The organism is Klebsiella sp. PCX (genome assembly GCF_021869705.1).
Classification (GTDB): Bacteria; Pseudomonadota; Gammaproteobacteria; order Enterobacterales; family Enterobacteriaceae; genus Klebsiella; species Klebsiella quasipneumoniae.
In genome coordinates this window covers 1-22,506 of record NZ_CP091527.1, presented here as the reverse complement: position 1 = coordinate 22,506, position 22,506 = coordinate 1, and the positions used below count along the sequence as shown (strand labels likewise).

16 protein-coding genes, 1 tRNA gene and 3 rRNA genes are annotated in these 22,506 nt (G+C 55.6%); 8 read left to right on the top strand and 12 right to left on the bottom strand.

Translation table 11 applies throughout. The features are described 5' to 3' along the window. Positions 1–42: 42 nt before the first annotated feature. Together mobA and mobB are read left to right on the top strand one after the other, a co-directional pair. The gene (mobA, locus tag GQR96_RS00100; RefSeq protein WP_032455445.1) at positions 43–624 is read left to right on the top strand and encodes a molybdenum cofactor guanylyltransferase MobA; all 582 of its coding nucleotides are present in this window, start codon (positions 43–45) and stop codon (positions 622–624) included. After that, positions 621–1,127, top strand: coding sequence for a molybdopterin-guanine dinucleotide biosynthesis protein MobB (mobB, locus tag GQR96_RS00095; protein WP_004203609.1), 507 nt, complete (start codon positions 621–623; stop codon positions 1,125–1,127). Before mobA ends, mobB begins: the two co-directional genes overlap by 4 nt. Positions 1,128–1,318: 191 nt before the next feature. Here the strand turns inward: mobB and rrf are convergent. From rrf to GQR96_RS00075, 4 genes are all read right to left on the bottom strand, one after another. Next, a 5S ribosomal RNA gene (gene rrf / locus GQR96_RS00090) occupies positions 1,319–1,434 on the bottom strand. Between the two features lie 94 nt (positions 1,435–1,528). Beyond that, positions 1,529–4,431 (bottom strand): 23S ribosomal RNA (locus GQR96_RS00085). Positions 4,432–4,624: 193 nt separating this feature from the next. Next, positions 4,625–4,700 (bottom strand) — tRNA-Glu (locus tag GQR96_RS00080). Between the two features lie 85 nt (positions 4,701–4,785). Next, a 16S ribosomal RNA gene (locus GQR96_RS00075) occupies positions 4,786–6,325 on the bottom strand. The 16S, 23S and 5S rRNA genes sit together here with 1 tRNA gene alongside, the layout of an rRNA operon. 477 nt (positions 6,326–6,802) lie before the next feature. Between GQR96_RS00075 and GQR96_RS00070 the strand changes: the two genes are divergently transcribed. Both GQR96_RS00070 and mdtD read left to right on the top strand, forming a co-directional pair. Next, positions 6,803–7,504, top strand: a complete 702-nt coding sequence (locus tag GQR96_RS00070; protein WP_004202329.1) for a FadR/GntR family transcriptional regulator — start codon at positions 6,803–6,805, stop codon at positions 7,502–7,504. A gap of 12 nt (positions 7,505–7,516) precedes the next feature. Continuing rightward, the gene (mdtD, locus tag GQR96_RS00065; RefSeq protein ID WP_004202328.1) at positions 7,517–8,914 is read left to right on the top strand and encodes a multidrug transporter subunit MdtD; all 1,398 of its coding nucleotides are present in this window, start codon (positions 7,517–7,519) and stop codon (positions 8,912–8,914) included. Here mdtD and rbsR read toward each other — a convergent pair. The 7 genes from rbsR to kup form a co-directional block, all read right to left on the bottom strand. Further along, positions 8,911–9,903 (bottom strand): ribose operon transcriptional repressor RbsR, encoded by a 993-nt coding sequence (gene rbsR, locus GQR96_RS00060; protein ID WP_004202326.1) that lies wholly within the window; start codon positions 9,901–9,903, stop codon positions 8,911–8,913. The two genes, mdtD and rbsR, sit on opposite strands and share 4 nt — an antisense overlap. Before the next feature lie 3 nt (positions 9,904–9,906). Continuing rightward, positions 9,907–10,836: a ribokinase gene (rbsK, locus tag GQR96_RS00055; protein WP_032456777.1), complete on the bottom strand. Its 930-nt coding sequence runs from the start codon at positions 10,834–10,836 to the stop codon at positions 9,907–9,909. A 102-nt stretch (positions 10,837–10,938) separates the two neighbouring features. Continuing rightward, on the bottom strand, positions 10,939–11,829 hold the full coding sequence (gene rbsB / locus GQR96_RS00050; protein WP_004202323.1) for a ribose ABC transporter substrate-binding protein RbsB: 891 nt from the start codon (positions 11,827–11,829) through the stop codon (positions 10,939–10,941). 27 nt (positions 11,830–11,856) lie between these two features. Further along, positions 11,857–12,822: a ribose ABC transporter permease gene (gene rbsC / locus GQR96_RS00045; RefSeq protein WP_004202322.1), complete on the bottom strand. Its 966-nt coding sequence runs from the start codon at positions 12,820–12,822 to the stop codon at positions 11,857–11,859. 5 nt (positions 12,823–12,827) lie between these two features. Continuing rightward, positions 12,828–14,333 carry a ribose ABC transporter ATP-binding protein RbsA gene (gene rbsA, locus GQR96_RS00040; RefSeq protein WP_004202321.1) on the bottom strand — a complete coding sequence of 502 codons (1,506 nt, stop codon included), beginning with the start codon at positions 14,331–14,333 and terminating at the stop codon, positions 12,828–12,830. Positions 14,334–14,343: 10 nt separating this feature from the next. Then, positions 14,344–14,763, bottom strand: coding sequence for a D-ribose pyranase (gene rbsD / locus GQR96_RS00035; RefSeq protein WP_004202320.1), 420 nt, complete (start codon positions 14,761–14,763; stop codon positions 14,344–14,346). A 185-nt stretch (positions 14,764–14,948) separates the two neighbouring features. Further along, on the bottom strand, positions 14,949–16,817 hold the full coding sequence (kup, locus tag GQR96_RS00030; protein WP_004202319.1) for a low affinity potassium transporter Kup: 1,869 nt from the start codon (positions 16,815–16,817) through the stop codon (positions 14,949–14,951). Positions 16,818–17,034: 217 nt separating this feature from the next. Between kup and ravA the strand changes: the two genes are divergently transcribed. After that, positions 17,035–18,534 carry an ATPase RavA gene (ravA, locus tag GQR96_RS00025; RefSeq protein WP_004202318.1) on the top strand — a complete coding sequence of 500 codons (1,500 nt, stop codon included), beginning with the start codon at positions 17,035–17,037 and terminating at the stop codon, positions 18,532–18,534. Continuing rightward, positions 18,531–19,979, top strand: coding sequence for an ATPase RavA stimulator ViaA (gene viaA / locus GQR96_RS00020; RefSeq protein WP_004202317.1), 1,449 nt, complete (start codon positions 18,531–18,533; stop codon positions 19,977–19,979). Before ravA ends, viaA begins: the two co-directional genes overlap by 4 nt. A gap of 3 nt (positions 19,980–19,982) precedes the next feature. On the opposite strand, the gene asnA is transcribed toward viaA, so the two are convergent. Next, positions 19,983–20,975 carry an aspartate--ammonia ligase gene (gene asnA, locus GQR96_RS00015; protein ID WP_065904178.1) on the bottom strand — a complete coding sequence of 331 codons (993 nt, stop codon included), beginning with the start codon at positions 20,973–20,975 and terminating at the stop codon, positions 19,983–19,985. Positions 20,976–21,126: 151 nt separating this feature from the next. Between asnA and asnC the strand changes: the two genes are divergently transcribed. Together asnC and mioC are read left to right on the top strand one after the other, a co-directional pair. After that, on the top strand, positions 21,127–21,585 hold the full coding sequence (asnC, locus tag GQR96_RS00010; RefSeq protein ID WP_002882510.1) for a transcriptional regulator AsnC: 459 nt from the start codon (positions 21,127–21,129) through the stop codon (positions 21,583–21,585). 99 nt (positions 21,586–21,684) lie between these two features. Continuing rightward, a complete protein-coding gene (mioC, locus tag GQR96_RS00005; RefSeq protein WP_017899651.1) occupies positions 21,685–22,125 on the top strand; it encodes an FMN-binding protein MioC in 441 nt (146 codons plus the stop codon). The last annotated feature ends 381 nt before the right edge of the window (positions 22,126–22,506 follow it).

Here is a 22,506-nt window from a genome sequence, read left to right as displayed (position 1 = left end):
AGTTAACAGGGTCAATCCCACAATGAAAGAGGCGATATTCATATGCAAAGCGAGGCGATAACCGGCGTCGTGCTGGCGGGCGGCAGGGCCACGCGAATGGGCGGCATTGATAAAGGATTACAGTTGCTCAATGGACGTCCTCTCTGGCGACACGTCGCGGAGGCATTAGCTCCACAGGTCGATGAGTTAGTGATTAGCGCCAACCGTCACCTTACGCAGTGGCAAGCCAGTGGATATCCGGTGATTCGCGATACGCAGACGGGGTACCCGGGTCCTTTAGCCGGTATGCTTGCCGTGATGCAGCAGGTCGCGAGCCCATGGTTTGTTTTTTGCCCCTGCGACACGCCGTTCATTCCGTCCTTTTTGGTGGAGCGCTTTATCCAGCAGAGAGGGGACGCACCGGTCGTTTGGGCCCATGACGGCGAACGGGATCATCCCGCCGTTGCATTAGTTCATCGTCAAATCATTCCGGAACTGGAGGCTTATCTGGCACATGGAGAGCGCAGGGTGATGGTTTTTATGCGACAAATGGGTGGGCGCCCGGTGAATTTCAGCGATGTGAAAACTGCTTTCATTAATGTAAATACGCTCGAAGATTTGCAGCAGATGCAGGAGCCATCATGATCCCATTACTGGCGATCGCCGCATGGAGCGGTACCGGAAAAACAACATTATTAAAGCGTCTTATCCCTGAGCTTTGCGCTCTAGGATTACGCCCGGGACTGATAAAGCACACCCATCATGATATGGACGTGGATAAGCCGGGCAAAGATAGCTATGAACTGCGTAAGGCGGGCGCTGCGCAAACTATTGTCGCCAGCGAACAGCGGTGGGCATTGATGACCGAGACGCCAGAGAAGCCGGAATTAGATCTCACGTGGCTGGTCAGTCGAATGGATGCCAGCAAACTGGACCTGGTTTTAGTGGAGGGGTTCAAACATGAACCCGTGCCGAAGATCCTGCTTTTTCGGCAAAACAGCGGCCATCGTGTGGAAGAGTTAACGACTGATGAGCATACGATCGCCGTGGCCAGCGATGTATCGATCGCGACCTCACTTCCGCTGCTGGATTTAAATAATATTCCGCAGATTGCGTCATTTATTGTCGGCTGGTTAGCGAGGCAGTAGCAGGTATTCAGGCGATTTTTTTCCCAAAGGCGGTGCTGCGCCCCCTGGCCGGGCGACCGGGGCGTAGCCCCATGTCGGATCAGTAGCCCCGGTAAGCGCAGCGCCACCGGGGGGGCATGCCGGCACCCTTCCCGGATGGCACAAACGCAAAAAAGCCCAGTCTTTCGACTGGGCTTTCTGCTTTATTTGATGCCTGGCAGTTCCCTACTCTCACATGGGGAGACCCCACACTACCATCGGCGCTACGGCGTTTCACTTCTGAGTTCGGCATGGGGTCAGGTGGGACCACCGCGCTAGTGCCGCCAGGCAAATTCTGTTTTATCAACACGTCCTGCGGACGCATCGACTAATCTGTATCAGCTGAAAATCTTCTCAAACCGCCAAAACATCTTCGGCGTTGTAAGGTTAAGCCTCACGGTTCATTAGTACCGGTTAGCTCAACGCATCGCTGCGCTTACACACCCGGCCTATCAACGTCGTCGTCTTCAACGTTCCTTCAGGAGACTTAAAGTCTCAGGGAGAACTCATCTCGGGGCAAGTTTCGTGCTTAGATGCTTTCAGCACTTATCTCTTCCGCATTTAGCTACCGGGCAGTGCCATTGGCATGACAACCCGAACACCAGTGATGCGTCCACTCCGGTCCTCTCGTACTAGGAGCAGCCCCCCTCAATTCTCCAGCGCCCACGGCAGATAGGGACCGAACTGTCTCACGACGTTCTAAACCCAGCTCGCGTACCACTTTAAATGGCGAACAGCCATACCCTTGGGACCTACTTCAGCCCCAGGATGTGATGAGCCGACATCGAGGTGCCAAACACCGCCGTCGATATGAACTCTTGGGCGGTATCAGCCTGTTATCCCCGGAGTACCTTTTATCCGTTGAGCGATGGCCCTTCCATTCAGAACCACCGGATCACTAAGACCTGCTTTCGCACCTGCTCGAGCCGTCACTCTCGCAGTCAAGCTAGCTTATGCCTTTGCACTAACCTCCTGATGTCCGACCAGGATTAGCTAACCTTCGTGCTCCTCCGTTACTCTTTGGGAGGAGACCGCCCCAGTCAAACTACCCACCAGACACTGTCCGCAACCCGGATTACGGGCCCACGTTAGAACACCAGCCATTAAAGGGTGGTATTTCAAGGATGGCTCCATGCAGACTGGCGTCCACACTTCAAAGCCTCCCACCTATCCTACACATCAAGGACCAGTGTTCAGTGTCAAGCTATAGTAAAGGTTCACGGGGTCTTTCCGTCTTGCCGCGGGTACACTGCATCTTCACAGCGAGTTCAATTTCACTGAGTCTCGGGTGGAGACAGCCTGGCCATCATTACGCCATTCGTGCAGGTCGGAACTTACCCGACAAGGAATTTCGCTACCTTAGGACCGTTATAGTTACGGCCGCCGTTTACCGGGGCTTCGATCAAGAGCTTCTCCTTACGGATAACCCCATCAATTAACCTTCCGGCACCGGGCAGGCGTCACACCGTATACGTCCACTTTCGTGTTTGCACAGTGCTGTGTTTTTAATAAACAGTTGCAGCCAGCTGGTATCTTCGACTGGTCTCAGCTCCACCCGCAGGGGCTTCACCTACACACCAGCGTGCCTTCTCCCGAAGTTACGGCACCATTTTGCCTAGTTCCTTCACCCGAGTTCTCTCAAGCGCCTTGGTATTCTCTACCTGACCACCTGTGTCGGTTTGGGGTACGATTTCGTGTTACCTGATGCTTAGAGGCTTTTCCTGGAAGCAGGGCATTTGTTACTTCAGCACCGTAGTGCCTCGTCATCACACCTCAGCCTTGATTATCCGGATTTGCCTGGATAACCAGCCTACATGCTTAAACCGGGACAACCGTCGCCCGGCTAACATAGCCTTCTCCGTCCCCCCTTCGCAGTAACACCAAGTACAGGAATATTAACCTGTTTCCCATCGACTACGCCTTTCGGCCTCGCCTTAGGGGTCGACTCACCCTGCCCCGATTAACGTTGGACAGGAACCCTTGGTCTTCCGGCGAGCGGGCTTTTCACCCGCTTTATCGTTACTTATGTCAGCATTCGCACTTCTGATACCTCCAGCAACCCTCACAGGTCACCTTCGCAGGCTTACAGAACGCTCCCCTACCCAACAACACATAGTGTCGCTGCCGCAGCTTCGGTGCATGGTTTAGCCCCGTTACATCTTCCGCGCAGGCCGACTCGACCAGTGAGCTATTACGCTTTCTTTAAATGATGGCTGCTTCTAAGCCAACATCCTGGCTGTCTGTGCCTTCCCACATCGTTTCCCACTTAACCATGACTTTGGGACCTTAGCTGGCGGTCTGGGTTGTTTCCCTCTTCACGACGGACGTTAGCACCCGCCGTGTGTCTCCCGTGATAACATTCTTCGGTATTCGTAGTTTGCATCGGGTTGGTAAGTCGGGATGACCCCCTAGCCGAAACAGTGCTCTACCCCCGAAGATGAGTTCACGAGGCGCTACCTAAATAGCTTTCGGGGAGAACCAGCTATCTCCCGGTTTGATTGGCCTTTCACCCCCAGCCACAAGTCATCCGCTAATTTTTCAACATTAGTCGGTTCGGTCCTCCAGTTAGTGTTACCCAACCTTCAACCTGCCCATGGCTAGATAACCGGGTTTCGGGTCTATACCCTGCAACTTAACGCCCAGTTAAGACTCGGTTTCCCTTCGGCTCCCCTATTCGGTTAACCTTGCTACAGAATATAAGTCGCTGACCCATTATACAAAAGGTACGCAGTCACCCCATTAAGAGGCTCCCACTGCTTGTACGTACACGGTTTCAGGTTCTTTTTCACTCCCCTCGCCGGGGTTCTTTTCGCCTTTCCCTCACGGTACTGGTTCACTATCGGTCAGTCAGGAGTATTTAGCCTTGGAGGATGGTCCCCCCATATTCAGACAGGATACCACGTGTCCCGCCCTACTCATCGAGCTCACAGTATGTGCATTTTTGTGTACGGGGCTGTCACCCTGTATCGCGCGCCTTTCCAGACGCTTCCACTAACACACACACTGATTCAGGCTCTGGGCTCCTCCCCGTTCGCTCGCCGCTACTGGGGGAATCTCGGTTGATTTCTTTTCCTCGGGGTACTTAGATGTTTCAGTTCCCCCGGTTCGCCTCATTAACCTATGGATTCAGTTAATGATAGTGTGACGAATCACACTGGGTTTCCCCATTCGGACATCGCCGGTTATAACGGTTCATATCACCTCACCGACGCTTATCGCAGATTAGCACGTCCTTCATCGCCTCTGACTGCCAGGGCATCCACCGTGTACGCTTAGTCGCTTAACCTCACAACCCGAAGATGTTTCTTGCGATCCATCATCGTGTTGCGAAAATTTGAGAGACTCACGAACAACTCTCGTTGTTCAGTGTTTCAATTTTCAGCTTGATCCAGATTTTTAAAGAGCAAATATCTCAAACATCACCCGAAGATGAGTTTTGAGATATTAAGGCAGGTGACTTTCACTCACAAACCAGCAAGTGGCGTCCCCTAGGGGATTCGAACCCCTGTTACCGCCGTGAAAGGGCGGTGTCCTGGGCCTCTAGACGAAGGGGACGTATCAGTCTGCTTCGCAAGACGCCTTGCTTTTCACTTTCTATCAGACAATCTGTGTGAGCACTTCAAAGTACGCTTCTTTAAGGTAAGGAGGTGATCCAACCGCAGGTTCCCCTACGGTTACCTTGTTACGACTTCACCCCAGTCATGAATCACAAAGTGGTAAGCGCCCTCCCGAAGGTTAAGCTACCTACTTCTTTTGCAACCCACTCCCATGGTGTGACGGGCGGTGTGTACAAGGCCCGGGAACGTATTCACCGTAGCATTCTGATCTACGATTACTAGCGATTCCGACTTCATGGAGTCGAGTTGCAGACTCCAATCCGGACTACGACATACTTTATGAGGTCCGCTTGCTCTCGCGAGGTCGCTTCTCTTTGTATATGCCATTGTAGCACGTGTGTAGCCCTGGTCGTAAGGGCCATGATGACTTGACGTCATCCCCACCTTCCTCCAGTTTATCACTGGCAGTCTCCTTTGAGTTCCCGGCCGGACCGCTGGCAACAAAGGATAAGGGTTGCGCTCGTTGCGGGACTTAACCCAACATTTCACAACACGAGCTGACGACAGCCATGCAGCACCTGTCTCACAGTTCCCGAAGGCACCAAGCCATCTCTGGCAAGTTCTGTGGATGTCAAGACCAGGTAAGGTTCTTCGCGTTGCATCGAATTAAACCACATGCTCCACCGCTTGTGCGGGCCCCCGTCAATTCATTTGAGTTTTAACCTTGCGGCCGTACTCCCCAGGCGGTCGATTTAACGCGTTAGCTCCGGAAGCCACGCCTCAAGGGCACAACCTCCAAATCGACATCGTTTACGGCGTGGACTACCAGGGTATCTAATCCTGTTTGCTCCCCACGCTTTCGCACCTGAGCGTCAGTCTTTGTCCAGGGGGCCGCCTTCGCCACCGGTATTCCTCCAGATCTCTACGCATTTCACCGCTACACCTGGAATTCTACCCCCCTCTACAAGACTCTAGCCTGCCAGTTTCGAATGCAGTTCCCAGGTTGAGCCCGGGGATTTCACATCCGACTTGACAGACCGCCTGCGTGCGCTTTACGCCCAGTAATTCCGATTAACGCTTGCACCCTCCGTATTACCGCGGCTGCTGGCACGGAGTTAGCCGGTGCTTCTTCTGCGGGTAACGTCAATCGACAAGGTTATTAACCTTATCGCCTTCCTCCCCGCTGAAAGTACTTTACAACCCGAAGGCCTTCTTCATACACGCGGCATGGCTGCATCAGGCTTGCGCCCATTGTGCAATATTCCCCACTGCTGCCTCCCGTAGGAGTCTGGACCGTGTCTCAGTTCCAGTGTGGCTGGTCATCCTCTCAGACCAGCTAGGGATCGTCGCCTAGGTGAGCCGTTACCCCACCTACTAGCTAATCCCATCTGGGCACATCTGATGGCATGAGGCCCGAAGGTCCCCCACTTTGGTCTTGCGACGTTATGCGGTATTAGCTACCGTTTCCAGTAGTTATCCCCCTCCATCAGGCAGTTTCCCAGACATTACTCACCCGTCCGCCGCTCGTCACCCGAGAGCAAGCTCTCTGTGCTACCGCTCGACTTGCATGTGTTAGGCCTGCCGCCAGCGTTCAATCTGAGCCATGATCAAACTCTTCAATTTAAGTTTGATGCTCAAAGAATTAAACTTCGTAATGAATTACGTGTTCACTCTTGAGACTTGGTATTCATTTATTGTCCGAAGACATTAAGAATCCATGTCACTTTGAGTGCCCACACAGATTGTCTGATAAATTGTTAAAGAGCAGTGCCGCTTCGTTTTTCGCTGCGGCGCGGGGTGTGCATATTACGCTTTCCCGCTGCAGAGTCAAGCATTTATTTTTGCTTTTCTCTGCGAGGTTCTCACCGGAACCCCGCTGACCCGGCGGCTTGCTTGCCGTTGTTCCGTGTCAGTGGAGGCGCATTATAGGGAGTAATTCCGAGGTGACAAGGGGAAATGCAAAAAAACTTTTCAACCGTCTCTTTTTTCAACAATGCGGCGAGGAATGTCGCAAAAAACCGCCGTTTTGCTGTTTTAACCGACGAAACGGGGCGCCTGGTGGCATACTGTTAGAGTAGAGAAAAGAAAGGAACGGCATTTATGTCTTTAAGCGCACAGCAACTGGCGGCACAAAAGAACATCTCCTGGGTACTGGCCGAGAAGCTCGCCCAAAAAATACTGACTGGCGAATATCAGCCGGAAAGCATTCTTCCCGGCGAAATGGAGTTAGGGGAGCAGTTCGGCGTGAGTCGTACCGCCGTCCGCGAAGCGGTGAAGACACTCACTGCAAAAGGCATGCTGCTGCCCCGCCCTCGCATTGGCACCCGGGTCATGCCGCGCAGCAGCTGGAACTTCCTTGATAAAGAGCTCCTCTCCTGGTGGCTAACAGAAGATAACTTCGAAGAGGTGGTGAGCCACTTTCTCGTCATGCGCAGCAGCCTGGAGCCACAGGCCTGTTTTCTCGCCGCCGCCCACGGCACCGCAGAGCAGAAAGCGCAGCTCAATACCCTAATGGAAGAGATGATTGCCCTGAAACGCCATTTTCAGCGCGATCGCTGGATAGCAGTCGATATGGCCTGGCATGAACATATCTATGAAATGAGCGGTAATCCTTTCCTCAGCTCATTCGCTTCTTTATTTCATTCGGTCTACCACACTTACTTCACATCAATTACGCAAAATGAAGTGGTGAAGCTCGATCTCCACCAGGCGATTGTCGATGCCATTCTCAACAGTGATGCGCCGGGTGCCTTACTTGCCTGCCAGGCGCTGCTAAACGCCCCACACCACGTAAATCAATAACAAGGATTTGGCATGAGCGGAAAAAAAGGGCGCAGCATGGCCGGCCTGCCGTGGATTGCGGCGATGGCCTTCTTTATGCAGGCGCTGGATGCCACCATTCTTAACACTGCCCTCCCGGCTATCGCCCACAGCCTGAATCGTTCCCCGTTAGCAATGCAGTCGGCCATCATCAGCTATACGCTGACGGTGGCGATGCTGATCCCGGTCAGCGGCTGGCTGGCCGATCGCTTCGGCACGCGTCGGGTCTTTATCATCGCCGTTAGCCTGTTTACTCTCGGCTCCCTCGCCTGCGCGCTCTCCAGTTCATTAACGGAACTGGTCATTTTTCGCGTCATTCAGGGGATCGGCGGGGCGATGATGATGCCGGTGGCGAGGCTGGCCCTCCTGCGCGCCTATCCGCGCAGCGAACTGCTGCCGGTTCTGAACTTTGTCACCATGCCAGGACTGGTGGGACCGATTCTGGGTCCGGTGCTCGGCGGGGTATTTGTTACCTGGGCCAGCTGGCATTGGATTTTCCTGATAAACATACCCATCGGCGTGATCGGCATTCTGTACGCCCGTAAATACATGCCAAATTTCACAACGCCGCGCCGACGCTTCGATATAACCGGTTTTCTGTTATTTGGCTTAAGCCTGGTGTTATTTTCCAGCGGTATTGAACTGTTTGGCGAAAAAATTGTGGCGACATGGCTGGCGCTGGCGGTGATCGCCGTCAGTCTGATATTGCTCCTGGCCTATGTCCGTCACGCGCGCCGCCATCCTGCGCCGCTTATCTCGCTCTCTTTATTTAAGACCCATACGTTCTCGGTTGGCATTGCCGGCAACCTTGCCACGCGGTTGGGTACCGGTTGCGTGCCGTTTCTGATGCCGCTCATGCTACAGGTTGGCTTCGGCTATCCGGCTATTATCGCCGGCTGTATGATCGCCCCCACCGCTATCGGCTCGATTATTGCGAAATCTACCGTTACCCAGGTGCTGCGCTGGTTTGGCTATCGTAAGACCCTGGTGGGGATCACCGTGTTTATTGGCCTTATGATTGCCCAGTTCTCGCTGCAGTCGCCAGAAATGCCGCTGTGGATGCTTCTTCTGCCGCTGTTCGTGCTGGGGATGGCGATGTCCACGCAGTTTACCGCCATGAATACCATTACCCTGGCCGATCTGACGGATGACAATGCCAGCAGCGGCAACAGCCTGCTGGCCGTCACCCAGCAGCTTTCCATCAGTCTCGGGGTGGCCATCAGCGCTGCGGTGCTGCGCTTCTATGAAGGTTTTGACAGCGCCAGCACCGTAGAGCAGTTTCACTACACCTTTATTACCATGGGCGTGATAACCATCGTGTCGGCGCTGATGTTTATGCTGTTAAGAGCGAAGGATGGCCGCAACCTGATTAGCGAGCGGCACAAACGCTAAGCGGAACCGCGGACCACCAGCTCCGGGGTTAACTGTACGCGCTGCTGTTTTTGCTGCGGGTCGGCCATGCGATGGATCAGCACGTCGATGGCCAGTTCCCCCAGCTCATCTTTCGGTTGATGAATGGTGGTCAACGGCGGCGTCATATAGCGAGCCAGTTCAATATCATCGTAACCCACCAGCGCCATATCCTGCGGGATCTGCAGCCCGGCCTGGTATAACGCCTGATAAGCGCCAACCGCCATGGCATCGTTACCGACAAACACCGCCTGCGGCCGCTGCGGCAACGCCAGCAGCCGCTGCATCGCGCTAAACCCGCCGCCAAACTCAAAATCGCTGGTCACCACGTATCCCTCGGCTACGGGCAGACCGCAGCGCGCCATCGCGGCATGGTAACCTTCAAGGCGCAGACGCGCCGGGGTTTTATCCAGCGGGCCGGCAATGCAGGCGATGTGTGAATACCCTTGATCGATCAGGTACTGGGTCGCCATATCACCACCGAGCAGCGAGTTATCCTGAATCAGATCGCTATCGCCATCAAACGGCGCCCAGTCCATCATGACCGTCGGAACCGACGGATAGCGCTGCATAATTTCCGGAGAGGGTTGGTGGGTCTCAGTGCACAGCAGCAGTAATCCATCGACGCGTTTTTGCATTAACGTCTCCAGATTACGATTCATTCGCTGCTCATCACCTTCCGTATTACAGAGTACGAGACTATAACCCCGCTCAAAGCAGCTGCGCTCCACGCCCCGCACCAGCTCCGAATAAAACGGATTGGTACTGGCGGTGATCAGCATGCCGATGGTGCGGGTTTGATTAAGCTTGAGGCTACGCGCCAGCGCAGAGGGGGCGTAGTTAAGGCTTTTGATCGCGGCGTCGACTTTGGCGGTGATCGCCTCGCTGACAAAGCGGTCCTTATTGATGACGTGTGACACCGTCGATGTGGAAACGCCCGCTACGCGGGCCACATCTTTCATCGTAGCCAAGCATTACCCCTGTTGCGCTAAAAATTCATCGATCTCTGTGCGCCACGGCACGGAAGGCTGCGCGCCTTTGCGGGTTACGGCAATCGCCGCCGCGGCATGCGCAAAGCGGATCGCCTCCGGCAGGTCGGTCCCTTCCAGCAGCGCGGTTACCAGCGCGCCGTTGAAGGTGTCGCCGGCGGCGATAGTATCAATAGCCTGCACACGAAACCCTGGGATCCGGCGGCTTTCGCCTTCGGCACTGAGCCAGACGCCGCGGCTGCCGAGGGTGATCATCACGGTACCAATGCCTTTGGCATGCAGCACGTCGGCGGCTTTTGCCGCATCCTCGTCACTCTCAACGCGAATACCCGTCAGCTTTTCCGCTTCGGTTTCGTTGGGGGTAATGATATCCACCAGCGCCAGCAGTTCATCGGACAGTTCACGCGCTGGCGCGGGATTAAGCACCACGGTGGTCTGATGGTGATGGGCGATTTTCGCCGCCGCCAGCACGCTCTCCAGCGGTGACTCGAGCTGCATCAACAACGCCTGCGCGCTGGCGATCCGCGCTTTTTCCGCCTCTACCTGAGCGACGGATAATGCCGCATTGGCGCCGGCATGAATACCGATGACATTCTCACCTTCGGCGTTAACGAAGATTAACGCCACGCCGGTTGCTTCCCCGGCGACCGCGCGCACAGGCGCCACATCGATTTTATCGCTTGCCAGCTGGCGGCGGATGCGTTCACCGATGTCGTCATCGCCGGTGCAGGCGATAAACGCGATATCCGCCCCGCTGCGCCCGGCGGCCACCGCCTGGTTGGCCCCTTTCCCCCCGAACGCCAGCTGGTAGTGGTTGCCGGTGACGGTTTCACCCGGTGACGGGAAAGCGTCAAGGTTGAGAATGTGATCGGCATTGATGCTGCCAAGGACGACAAGTTTGCCTGCAGTTTTCATCGTTTCTGTTCCCGGGAAAGCGCGCCACCGGGATCCGGTGGCGCATGCCCTGCTTTTCTTTTTTATATTGTCCCTCGGACCGTTGCCAGTCCGAATCGCATATTACTGCTTAACGACCAGCTTCAGCTCAACCGGGTAGTTAGCCTCCACTTTTTCGCCCTTCAGTACCTTATCAGCAGTCTCAACGCCTTTCGCGCCGATCTGCTCCGGCAACTGTGCGACGGTCGCCGCCAGTTTGCCACTGTTTACTGCTTTTTCGCCATCCGGAGTGCCGTCAAATCCAACCACCATCACATCGGACTTGCCTGCGGTCTGCAGCGCGCGCAGGGCGCCGAGCGCCATTTCATCATTCTGCGCGAACACCGCCTGGACGTCAGGATGGGCGGTCAGCAGGTTCTGCATCACGTTCAGCCCTTTGGTACGGTCGAAATCGGCCGGCTGGCTGGCCAGAACATTGAACTTGTGCGCCGCCACAGCCTGTTTGAAGCCTTCGCCACGCTCGCGCGCCGCGGAAGTCCCGGCAATGCCCTGCAGCTCAATAACTTTCGCACTTTCACCCAGCTTTTTCGCGATGTAATCGCCCGCCATTTTTCCGCCCTGCACGTTGTCAGAGGCGATGTGGCTCACGACATCGCCTTTTGTCGCCTGACGGTCAAGGGTGATGACCGGGATTTTTGCCTGGTTCGCCATCTTCACAGCATTGCCGACGGCATCAGAGTCGGTGGGGTTGATCAGCAACAGCTTCGCGCCGCGCACCGTTAAATCCTGAACGTTAGCCAACTCTTTCGCCGGGTTGTTCTGGGAATCGAGCACCACCAGGTTGTAGCCCAGTTTGTCAGCTTCTTTTTGCGCGCCGTCTTTCAGAGACACGAAAAACGGGTTGTTGAGAGTAGAGATAACCAGAGCGATGGTGTCTTTGGCCATCGCGTTCGCGCTAACGGTCGCACTTAGCGCAACAGCAGAGACCAGGGTCGCCAGTTTTTTCATATTCATAGTTAAGATGTCCTGTAGAGTTCTCAGTTACTGCTTTTTGTTATCTACCAGTACCGCCAGCAAAATCACCACCGCTTTAACGATCATCTGGTAATAGGAAGAAACGCCTAAAAGGTTCAAACCATTATTCAGGAAGCCAAGGATCAGCGCGCCAATCAGCGTGCCGACAATGCGTCCTTTGCCGCCCGCCAGGCTGGTGCCACCGAGCACGACTGCCGCAATGGCGTCCAGCTCATAGCCTGTCCCGGCCGTTGGCTGTGCGGAGGAGAGGCGCGCCACTTCGATAATCCCGGCCAGCGACGCCAGCATCCCGCACAACGCGTAAACGATAATTTTGACTTTATTGACGCTAATCCCGGACAGACGCGTCGCTGCCTCATTACCGCCAAGGGCATAGATATAACGGCCCAGGCGAGTATGGTGCAGCATGTACCAGGCCGCCAGGAAGACAATCGCCATGATCCATACCGGCGTCGGGATCCCCAGCGGACGCCCGATACCAAACCAGCCGAACAGATCGGCATTATCGCTAAAGCCGGTATTGATCGGGCTGCCGTTGGTGTACACCATGGTCACGCCGCGCAGCAGCAGCATCATCACCAGGGTGGCGATGAAAGCCTGCACGCGGCCTTTCGCCACAATCACCCCGGTGACTGCGCCGATCGCCGCACCTAATGCGAGGGCAGCAGCGACCGCCACCAGCGCATTCACCTCAATGCCAACGATCGACGCCGCCACCGCGCCGGTGAGCGCCAGCAGGGAACCGACGGACAGGTCGATCCCCGAGGTCAGTATGACCAACGTCATCCCTACCGCCATAATGGCGTTAACGGAGGTCTGCTGCAGAATATTGAACAGGTTATTGACGGTAAAAAAGTTGGGGCTCATGGTCGATACCACCGCGATCAGCACCAGCAGGGCAATCAGCGATTTTTGCTCCATCAGCCACGCTTTCGTGAAATAACGGCGACCAGAAACAGCCTGGGTTGTCATCTTTCTTACTCCTGATTCACACGGTTAAGCTTGCCCACAGCGGCAGCCATCAATACTTCCTGGGTGGCCTGCTCGCGTGTGAATTCACCGCCGAGATGCCCTTCATGCATCACTATGATGCGATCGCTCATGCCCAACACTTCCGGCATCTCGGAGGAGACCAGAATGATGCTCAGGCCATCGGCTTTGAACTGATTGATGAGCTGGTAGATCTCTTTCTTCGCCCCGACGTCGACGCCACGGGTCGGCTCATCGAGGATCAGGACCTTCGGCCGGGTCATCAGCCCGCGGGCGATGGCGACCTTTTGCTGGTTGCCGCCGGAGAGCAGGCCGATCGCCTGCTCCATGGACGGCGTTTTCACGTTAAACAGCCGGATGAAATCACTGACCGCCTGCTGTTCATCTTTATGCTTGAGGCTCCCTCCCGTCCGGCTAAAGTAGCGCAAGGCGGTCAGGGACATATTTTCTTTTACCGACATCCCGAGCACTAAGCCGTCGCGCTTACGGTCTTCGGAGATATAGACAATGCCGTTCGCCAGACCATCCTGCGGCGAACGGGTCACCACTTCGTGACCGTCGAGCGTCACAGAGCCGCTGCTGCGCGGCAGTGCGCCATACAACACTTTCATCAGCTCGGTCCGCCCGGCGCCCATCAGCCCGGCGACGCCGAGGATTTCCCCCTGGCGCAGGGTAAAGGTCACGTTTTCCACGCCCGGGCCGCAGAGATTATCGACTTTCAGACGCACCGCGCCCGGCGCCTTAGCCAGATGCGGATACTGATCTTCCAGCTTCCGGCCAACCATCATTTCGATCAGACGGTCTTCATCCAGCGAAGAGACCTCACGTTCGGCGATAAACTGCCCGTCGCGGAACACGGTCACGTCGTCGCAAATCTCGAAGATCTCTTTCATGCGGTGGGAGATGTAGACGATGCCGCGCCCCTGCGATTTTAGTTCGCGGATCACGCGGAACAGCGATTCGGTTTCGGTATCGGTCAGCGCGTCGGTCGGTTCATCCATAATGATGACCTTCGACTCGAAGCTCAGCACTTTGGCGATCTCCACCATTTGCTGATCGCCAATCGACAGATCGCCCACCAGCTTCTGGCTGGTAAAACGGAGATTCAGCTTCGCCAGCAGCTTGTCGGCTTCGGCATACATCCGCTTCCAGTCGATTTTGCCAAAGCGGTTAACGAACTCGCGGCCAAGGAAGATGTTCTCGGCGATCGTCAACTGCGGGATCAGGTTCAGTTCCTGATGGATAATGCCGATCCCGGCTTCCTGGGAAGATTTTGGGCCGTTAAAGGTGGTCTCTTTACCGAGCCATAATAAAGCGCCGGCGTCACGGGTGTAGATCCCGGTCAGCACTTTCATCATGGTGGATTTACCGGCGCCGTTCTCACCCACCAGCGCCATCACCCGGCCAGGATAGACATTCAGCGAGGCGCCGGAGAGCGCCTTGACGCCAGGGAACGCTTTATCGATCCCTTTCAGTTGCAATAAGGCTTCCATGACGGCGACCTCAGAACGTAACGCCGGCACAGAGAATGATATTCGCGAACGGGGAACACTCCCCGCTGCGAATTACCGCCTGACTGTCTGCGGTTTGTTTTTTGAACTGCTCATGACTGGTGTAACGAATTTCAATGGTATTTCCCTGGTGCTGCTGCAGCTGCTCAAGATGGTTGAGCAACGTCGCGTGGAGCTGCGGATTATGCGTCTTAATTTCCTCCGCGATGACAGCCGCTTCAACCTGCATTTCCGTCGTCACCACTTCCAGAACCTGCATAAATGAAGGTACGCCCTGGGTTAACGCCATATCGATGCGCGCGCTGCTGCGGGGAACCGGCAATCCGGCATCGCAGACCACCAGCGTATCGGTGTGACCCAGGCGGGAGATGACCGCGGAAATATCAGCGTTAAGTACGGTGCCTTTTTTCATTTTTTCTCTTTTGCTCCACTAGCGAAACGTTTCGCTACAATAATTATTATCAATGTGTGAGCAGAAAACCATCACCAGAAGAGAGAAATGTGATCGCCATCGAAACGTTTCGCGAGACAGCGACAGGACATGACAAACGGAGTGAGAAACAAAAAGCCCTTCGCAACGGAAGGGCTTTTTTGACATCAGATTTCGACCTGAGTACCGAGCTCGATAACCCGGTTTGGCGGGATTTCAAACTGATCCGGCGCGCGCAGGGCGTTACGCTGCAACAGCAGATAAAGCTTGCCGCGCAGACGCAGATACCACGGCCGTTTGCCGATAATCAACGACTCATGGGACATAAAGAACGAGGTCTCCATCATCCGGCAGCTGAGTCCTTCCAGGCCACAGCGATGGAACACCTCTTCGACATTTGGCGTTTCCCGCCAGCCGTAGCTGGCCACCACCCGCCAGAACGAGGGCGACAGCTGCTCAATCTGCACCCGGCGAACGTTATGCACGTAAGGCGCGTCCTCGGTGCGCAGGGTCAGGAGGATCACTCGCTCATGCAGCACCTTGTTGTGCTTCAGGTTATGCAGCAGGGCAAACGGGATCACGTTCAGGGCGCGGGACATATACACCGCGGTACCCGGGACGCGTACCGGCGGCGATTTCTCCAGTGAAGAGATCATCGCTTCCAGCGAGTTGCCGTGCTCGTGCATCCGACGCAGCAGGCGGAAGCGCTCGCTCTTCCAGGTGGTCATCACCGTAAACATCACCAGACCCAGGGATAACGGCAGCCAGCCGCCGGAGACAATCTTATCGAGGTTCGCCGAGAACAGCGGAACATCAATGCACAGGAAGGCCACCAGCATCAGCCCAACGAACAGCTTATTCCAGTGCCAGTTTTTGCGCGCCACCGTTGCCGAAAGGATGGAGGTCAGCACCATGGTGCCCGTTACCGCGATACCGTACGCCGCCGCCAGGTTAGAGGAGTGCTCGAAGCTGACGATGACGATCACTACCGAGACATACAGCAGCCAGTTAATAAACGGGATATAGATCTGCCCGGACTCCATTTCCGAGGTGTGGATGATGCGCATCGGCGACAGATAGCCCAGACGCACCGCCTGACGGGTTAAGGAGAAGACCCCGGAGATCACCGCCTGCGAGGCGATAACCGTCGCCAGCGTGGCGATAATCAGCATCGGGATCAGCGCCCACTCCGGCGCCAGCAGGAAGAACGGGTTTTTAATCGCTTCCGGATGCTTAAGCAGCAATGCCCCCTGGCCAAAATAGTTCAGCACCAGCGAAGGCAGTACGACGGAGAACCAGGCGACGCGGATCGGCAGTTTGCCGAAGTGCCCCATATCGGCGTACAGCGCTTCCACCCCGGTAATCGACAGCACCACCGCGCCAAGCGCAATAAAGGAAACGGTCTTGTACTGCAGGAAGAAGTGCACCGCCCAGTAGGGGTTCAGCGCCTGCAGAACTTCCGGGTTAGCGTAAATGCTTCGCGCGCCAAGCACCGCCAGCAACAGGAACCAGATCAGCATAATCGGCGCAAACAGCTTGCCGACCATCCCGGTCCCGTGCTTCTGGATCATAAACAGCAGGGTAAGCACGATAATGGAGATCGGCACAATCCAGCTATCGAGCTGCGGGGCGATAATTTCTAACCCCTCTATCGCCGACATGACCGAAATCGCCGGGGTTATCACCACTTCGCCATAGAAGAAACTGCCGCCGATCAGGCCGAGGATCACCAGCACAGAGGTCATCCGCGCCGAGGTATTGCGTCCGGCCAGTGACATCAGCGTTAAGATCCCGCCTTCCCCGGCGTTATCCGCCCGCATCACGAAGGTGATGTATTTAATCGATACGGTAAAGATTAACAGCCAGAAAATCAGCGACAAAAAGCCAAAAACGGCATCGCGCTCAACGCCAAAGCCAAACTGACCTGACAGGCATTCACGCAGGGTATACAGTGGACTGGTACCGATATCACCGTACACCACGCCGATGGCCGCCAGCGTTAACGCCGGCAACGATTGTTTATTATCAGTGCTCATAGACTAGTCTTTTCGTTTATAAAACAAATGTGTGCCTAGTCCCTTGGCCCACAAAAAGCGCACAGTATGCACGATTATTTGTGAAATCGTACCCCTAACAGACACCATATTAACCTGGCTCAAAAAAAATAAATCGATTCTTCAGGCTATTACCGCCCCTGCTCTAACATCTATACTCGTCCCAATAACGATACATGACAAAGCACGCAACTCAATTATGGCTCAAACACATTTACTGGCTGAAAGAATTTCCCGACTCAGCGCGGCACTCGAAAAAGGACTCTTTGAACGCAGCCACGCGATACGCCTGTGCCTGCTGGCGGCGCTCAGCGGCGAGAGCGTATTTTTGCTCGGTCCGCCGGGGATCGCCAAAAGCCTGATTGCCCGCCGCCTCAAGTTCGCCTTCCAGCAGGCGCGCGCTTTTGAATACCTGATGACCCGCTTTTCCACCCCGGAAGAGGTTTTTGGCCCACTGTCCATTCAGGCGCTGAAAGATGAAGGGCGCTACGAGCGTTTAACCGCCGGCTACCTGCCGGAAGCAGAAATCGTGTTCCTCGATGAAATATGGAAAGCGGGTCCGGCTATCCTCAACACCCTGCTGACGGCGATTAATGAACGTCACTTCCGCAATGGCGCTCACGAAGAGAAAATCCCGATGCGCCTGCTGGTGGCCGCCTCGAACGAACTCCCCGAAGCCGACAGCAGCCTGGAAGCGCTGTATGACCGAATGCTGATCCGTCTGTGGCTTGATAAAGTGCAGGATAAAGGAAATTTCCGTTCCATGCTGGTCAGCCAGCAGGATGAAAACAGCAATCCGGTGCCCAGCGCGCTGCAGGTAAGCGACGAGGAGTTTACGCAATGGCAGCAGCAGATCGGCAATATCAAACTACCGGACGCGGTGTTTGAGCTGATATTCCAGCTGCGCCAGCAGCTGGATGCCCTGCCAAACGCGCCGTACGTTTCAGATCGTCGCTGGAAAAAGGCCATTCGCCTGCTGCAGGCCAGCGCCTTCTTCAGCGGCCGCGACAGCATCGCGCCGATAGATCTTATCCTGCTGAAAGATTGTCTGTGGCACAACGTCGAGAGCATGCACCTGATGTCGCAGCAGCTGGAAACGCTGATGACCTGCCACGCCTGGCAGCAGCAGGCAATGCTGACGCGGCTCGGGGCGATTGTGCAGCGACGCATTCAGATCCAACAGCAGCAAAGTGACAAAACGGCGCTAAAGGTCACCCGCCTTGGCGGCATGTTTAGCCGCAAGCCGCACTATGAGCTGCCGGCGGAGATCCAGGGATCCACCCTGACCCTGCTGCTGCAGCAGCCGCTCAAACTTCACGATATGGAAGTGATCCACATTACTTTTGAGCGCGAGGCGTTAGCCAGCTGGCTGGAAAAAGGCGGCGAGATCCGCGGCAAGCTCAACGGGATCGGCTTTGCCCAACTGCTCAATATGGATGTCGACACCAGCCAGCATCTGGTCGTTCGCGACGTCAGCCTGCAGGGCTCACGCCTCGCGCTGCCCGGCAGCGCGTCGCAGGAGAACATGCCGGCGGAAATTCGCCAGCAGCTGGAGGCGCTGGACGATGAGTGGCACCAGCAACATAACCGCTTCAGCGAGCAGCAGAAGTGCCTGTTTATCCCGGTCGAGTGGCTGGGAAGAATCGAAGCCAGCCTGCAGGACGTCGGCGCGCAGATTAAACAGGCGAAACAGCCATGACGCTCGATATGCTGAATGTCATGCTGGCAGTCAGCGAAGAGGGAATGATCGAGGAGATGCTGCTGGCGCTGCTGGCCTCTCCGCAGCTGGCGGTTTTCTTTGAGAAATTTCCCCGCCTGAAAAACATCATCGCGGCGGATATTCCGCGCTGGCGGGAAGCCGTTCGCGCCCGCTTAAAAGAGGTTAACATCCCGCCGGATCTGGACGCCGAAGTACAAACCTATCAGCAGGCTCAACTGCTCTCTACCTCACAGTTTATCGTCCAGCTACCGCAGATCCTCGGCAAGCTGCACCAGCTCCAGTCCCCTTTTGCCGCCCAGGCGCAGAAGCTGGTGGACGACAATGCTACCTTTACCCCGGCGCTGCATACGCTGTTTTTACAGCGCTGGCGCCTGAGCCTGGTGGTGCAAGCCACCAGCCTTAACCAGCAGTTGCTGGATGAGGAGCGCGATCAGTTGCTTAGTGAGGTCCAGGAACGAATGACACTCAGCGGTCAGCTCGATCCGGTGCTGGCGGAGAATGACACCGCCGCCGGACGCCTGTGGGATATGAGTGCCGGCGAACTGAAACGTGGCGACTATCAGCTGATCGTGCGCTATGGCGATTTTCTTAACCAGCAGCCGGAGCTGCTGCAGCTGGCGGAACAGTTGGGGCGTTCACGGGAAGCGAAATCCGTGCCGAAGAAAGACGCGCCGATGGAGACCTTCCGTAGCCTGGTGCGCGAGCCAGCGACGGTGCCGGAACAGGTCGACGGCCTCCAGCAGAGCGATGACATTCTGCGCCTGCTGCCGCCGGAGCTGGCGACGCTCGGCATCACGGAGCTGGAGTTTGAATTTTATCGCAAGCTGGTGGAGAAACAGCTCCTGACTTACCGGCTGCACGGTGACGCCTGGCGCGAAAAAATCACCGAACGCCCGGTGACGCGGCAGGATTTTGATGAACAGCCTCGCGGGCCCTTTATTGTCTGCGTCGATACGTCAGGATCGATGGGCGGTTTTAACGAGCAGTGCGCCAAAGCCTTTTGTCTGGCCCTGATGCGCGTCGCGCTGGCGGATAACCGCCGCTGCTTTATTATGCTGTTCTCCAGCGAAGTGGTGCACTACGAACTGACCTGCGAGGGCGGCCTGGAGCAGGCGATCCGCTTTCTGAGCCAGCGCTTTCGCGGCGGCACCGATCTGGCCAGCTGTTTTCGCGCCATTATTGAACGTCTGCAAAACCCGCAGTGGGTGGATGCGGATGCCGTGGTGATCTCAGACTTTATTGCCCAGCGGTTGCCGGATGAGGTGATTGCGCAGGTGGGGGAGCTACAGCGAAAGCATCAGCACCGTTTTCACGCGGTGGCGATGTCGGTACACGGCAAACCCGGCATCATGCGCATCTTCGATCATATCTGGCGCTTTGATACCGGGTTGCGTAGCCGCCTGCTGCGACGCTGGCGGCGCTAATCGTTACAGCAGCGCGGGAACGCTTTCGCGAACCTGTGCCGGCCATACGCCGCACTGCACCTGGCCGATATGGTCGAGCTGCAGCAGCAGCATCGTCAGGCGAGACTGGCCAATGCCGCCGCCGATAGTCTGCGGCATCTCGCCGCGCAGCAGCGCCTGGTGCCACTCCAGTTGCAGGCGATCTTCGTCGCCAGTCAGCGCCAGCTGGCGTTTTAGCGCCGCGGCGTCAACGCGGATCCCCATTGATGAGATCTCGAACGCATCTTCCAGCACCGGGTTCCACACCAGGATATCGCCGTTCAGTCCGGCAAAGCCTTCAGAAAGCTCAGTGCTCCAGTCATCATAATCCGGGGCACGTACATCATGGCGCTTGCCATCAGAGAGTTTGCCGCCGATGCCGATTAAGAAGACGGCGCCCAGCTCTTTGGCAATCGCTCGCTCGCGGCCTTTGGCATCAAGATCCGGATAGCGACTCAGCAGCGCCTGGCTGTGAACAAAGTGGATCTGTTCCGGCAGGAACGGTGTCAGGCCAAATTCCTGGCTGACCGCCAGCTCGGTGGCTTTGATCCCGGCGTAGATCGCTTCGACGGTCGCCTTCAGCGTGCCGACGTGGCGCTCTTCATCCCCCATCACCCGCTCCCAGTCCCACTGGTCGACATAGACGGAGTGGATCGGCGTAAGACGGTCTTCATCGGGGCGAAGGGCCTTCATGTGCGTGTACAGCCCTTCGCCCGCGCTGAAGTCGTGTTGTCCCAGGGTTTGACGCTTCCATTTCGCCAGCGAATGAACCACTTCGAACTGGGCGTCGGGCAGTGTTTTCACTTTCACCTGAACCGCTTTCTCGCAGCCGGACAAGTTATCCTGCGTCCCATCGCCCACGCGGCTTAAGATTGGCGCCTGGACTTCAATCAGGCCAAGCTTCTCTTCCAGCTGACGGGAAAAATGGGATTTAACGAAACTGATCTGGCGTTGTTTTGCGATATAAGCGGTTTTCATTTTTATGACTCCTGCGTCCTGTTGCCATTGATTAAGCAACAAAACAGGCCGCCAATACAATAATCAATCAATAAAAAGGCTCGTCAACTTTTAATTCAACAAAATATAGAGCTAAAATAGTAAGAACCGTCAAACTTCATAAGAAAAAGATATGGAAAATTATCAGATCGACAATCTGGACCGCGGCATTCTCGATGCGCTCATGGCCAACGCCCGTACCGCCTATGCCGAACTGGCCAAACAATTCAGCGTCAGCCCGGGTACTATTCATGTGCGCGTCGAAAAGATGAAACAGGCGGGCATCATTACTGGCGCGCGCATTGACGTCAGCCCCAAACAGCTGGGCTATGACGTCGGCTGCTTCATCGGCATTATTCTCAAGAGCGCCAAAGACTATCCCTCCGCCCTCGCCCGCCTGGAAAGCCTGGAGGAGGTGACCGAGGCTTACTACACCACCGGTCACTACAGCATCTTTATTAAGGTGATGTGTAAATCCATCGATGCCCTGCAGCAGGTACTTATCAACAAGATCCAAACAATTGATGAAATTCAGTCCACTGAAACCCTGATCGTGCTGCAGAACCCGATCATGCGCACCATTAAGCCCTGATCGTTTTTTTTAATCCCACATTTTTCCACAGGTAGATCCCAGCTCGCTCACAGCGTACAATACGCCACTCTGAACAGTTGAGCGGGCGATCGGCGATCTATGGCAGACATTACACTTATCAGCGGCAGCACCCTGGGCAGTGCGGAATACGTAGCGGAGCATCTGGCAGAAAAGCTGGAAGAAGCAGGCTACAGCACTGAAATCCAGCACGGCCCGCTGGTGGACGATCTGCAGGCGCAAGGGATCTGGTTAGTTATCTCTTCCACCCATGGCGCCGGCGACATTCCCGACAACCTGGTTCCCTTCTATGACGCACTGCTGGCGCAGCAGGCCGATCTTTCCGCCGTGCGCTTTGGCGCCATCGGGATCGGCAGCCGTGAATACGACACTTTTTGCGGCGCGATCGATAAATTAGAAGCGGCGCTGAAGGCCTGCGGGGCAAAACAGATCGGCGAGACCCTGAAGATCAACGTGCTGGAACATGAAATTCCGGAGGATCCGGCGGAAATCTGGCTGGGATCCTGGAAAAATTTGCTCTGAGAATTGTAAAGATCGTCCGTTCTTCTGTGGATAACCATGCTTAAAAGCTTGGATCAACCGGTAGTTATCCAAAGAATAACCGGAGTATGGTTTTTGAGCTGTGCATAACCCTTCATTCTGATCCCAGCTTATACGGACCAGGATCACCGATCATTCACAGATAGTGATCCTTCCTAAGCTTTTGATCTTACTTCGTGGATCCGACTTATCCACAAAGAGAGTCGATCCTAATAAGAGATCACAATAGAACAGATCTCTATATAAAGATCTTCTTTTTAATACTCAGGATCCCGGAGTCTTTCTCAAAAGACCAAAGCCGAGTAGAATCCACGGCCCGGGCTTCAATCCATTTTCAAACCGCGTTATGCGAGGCAGACCACC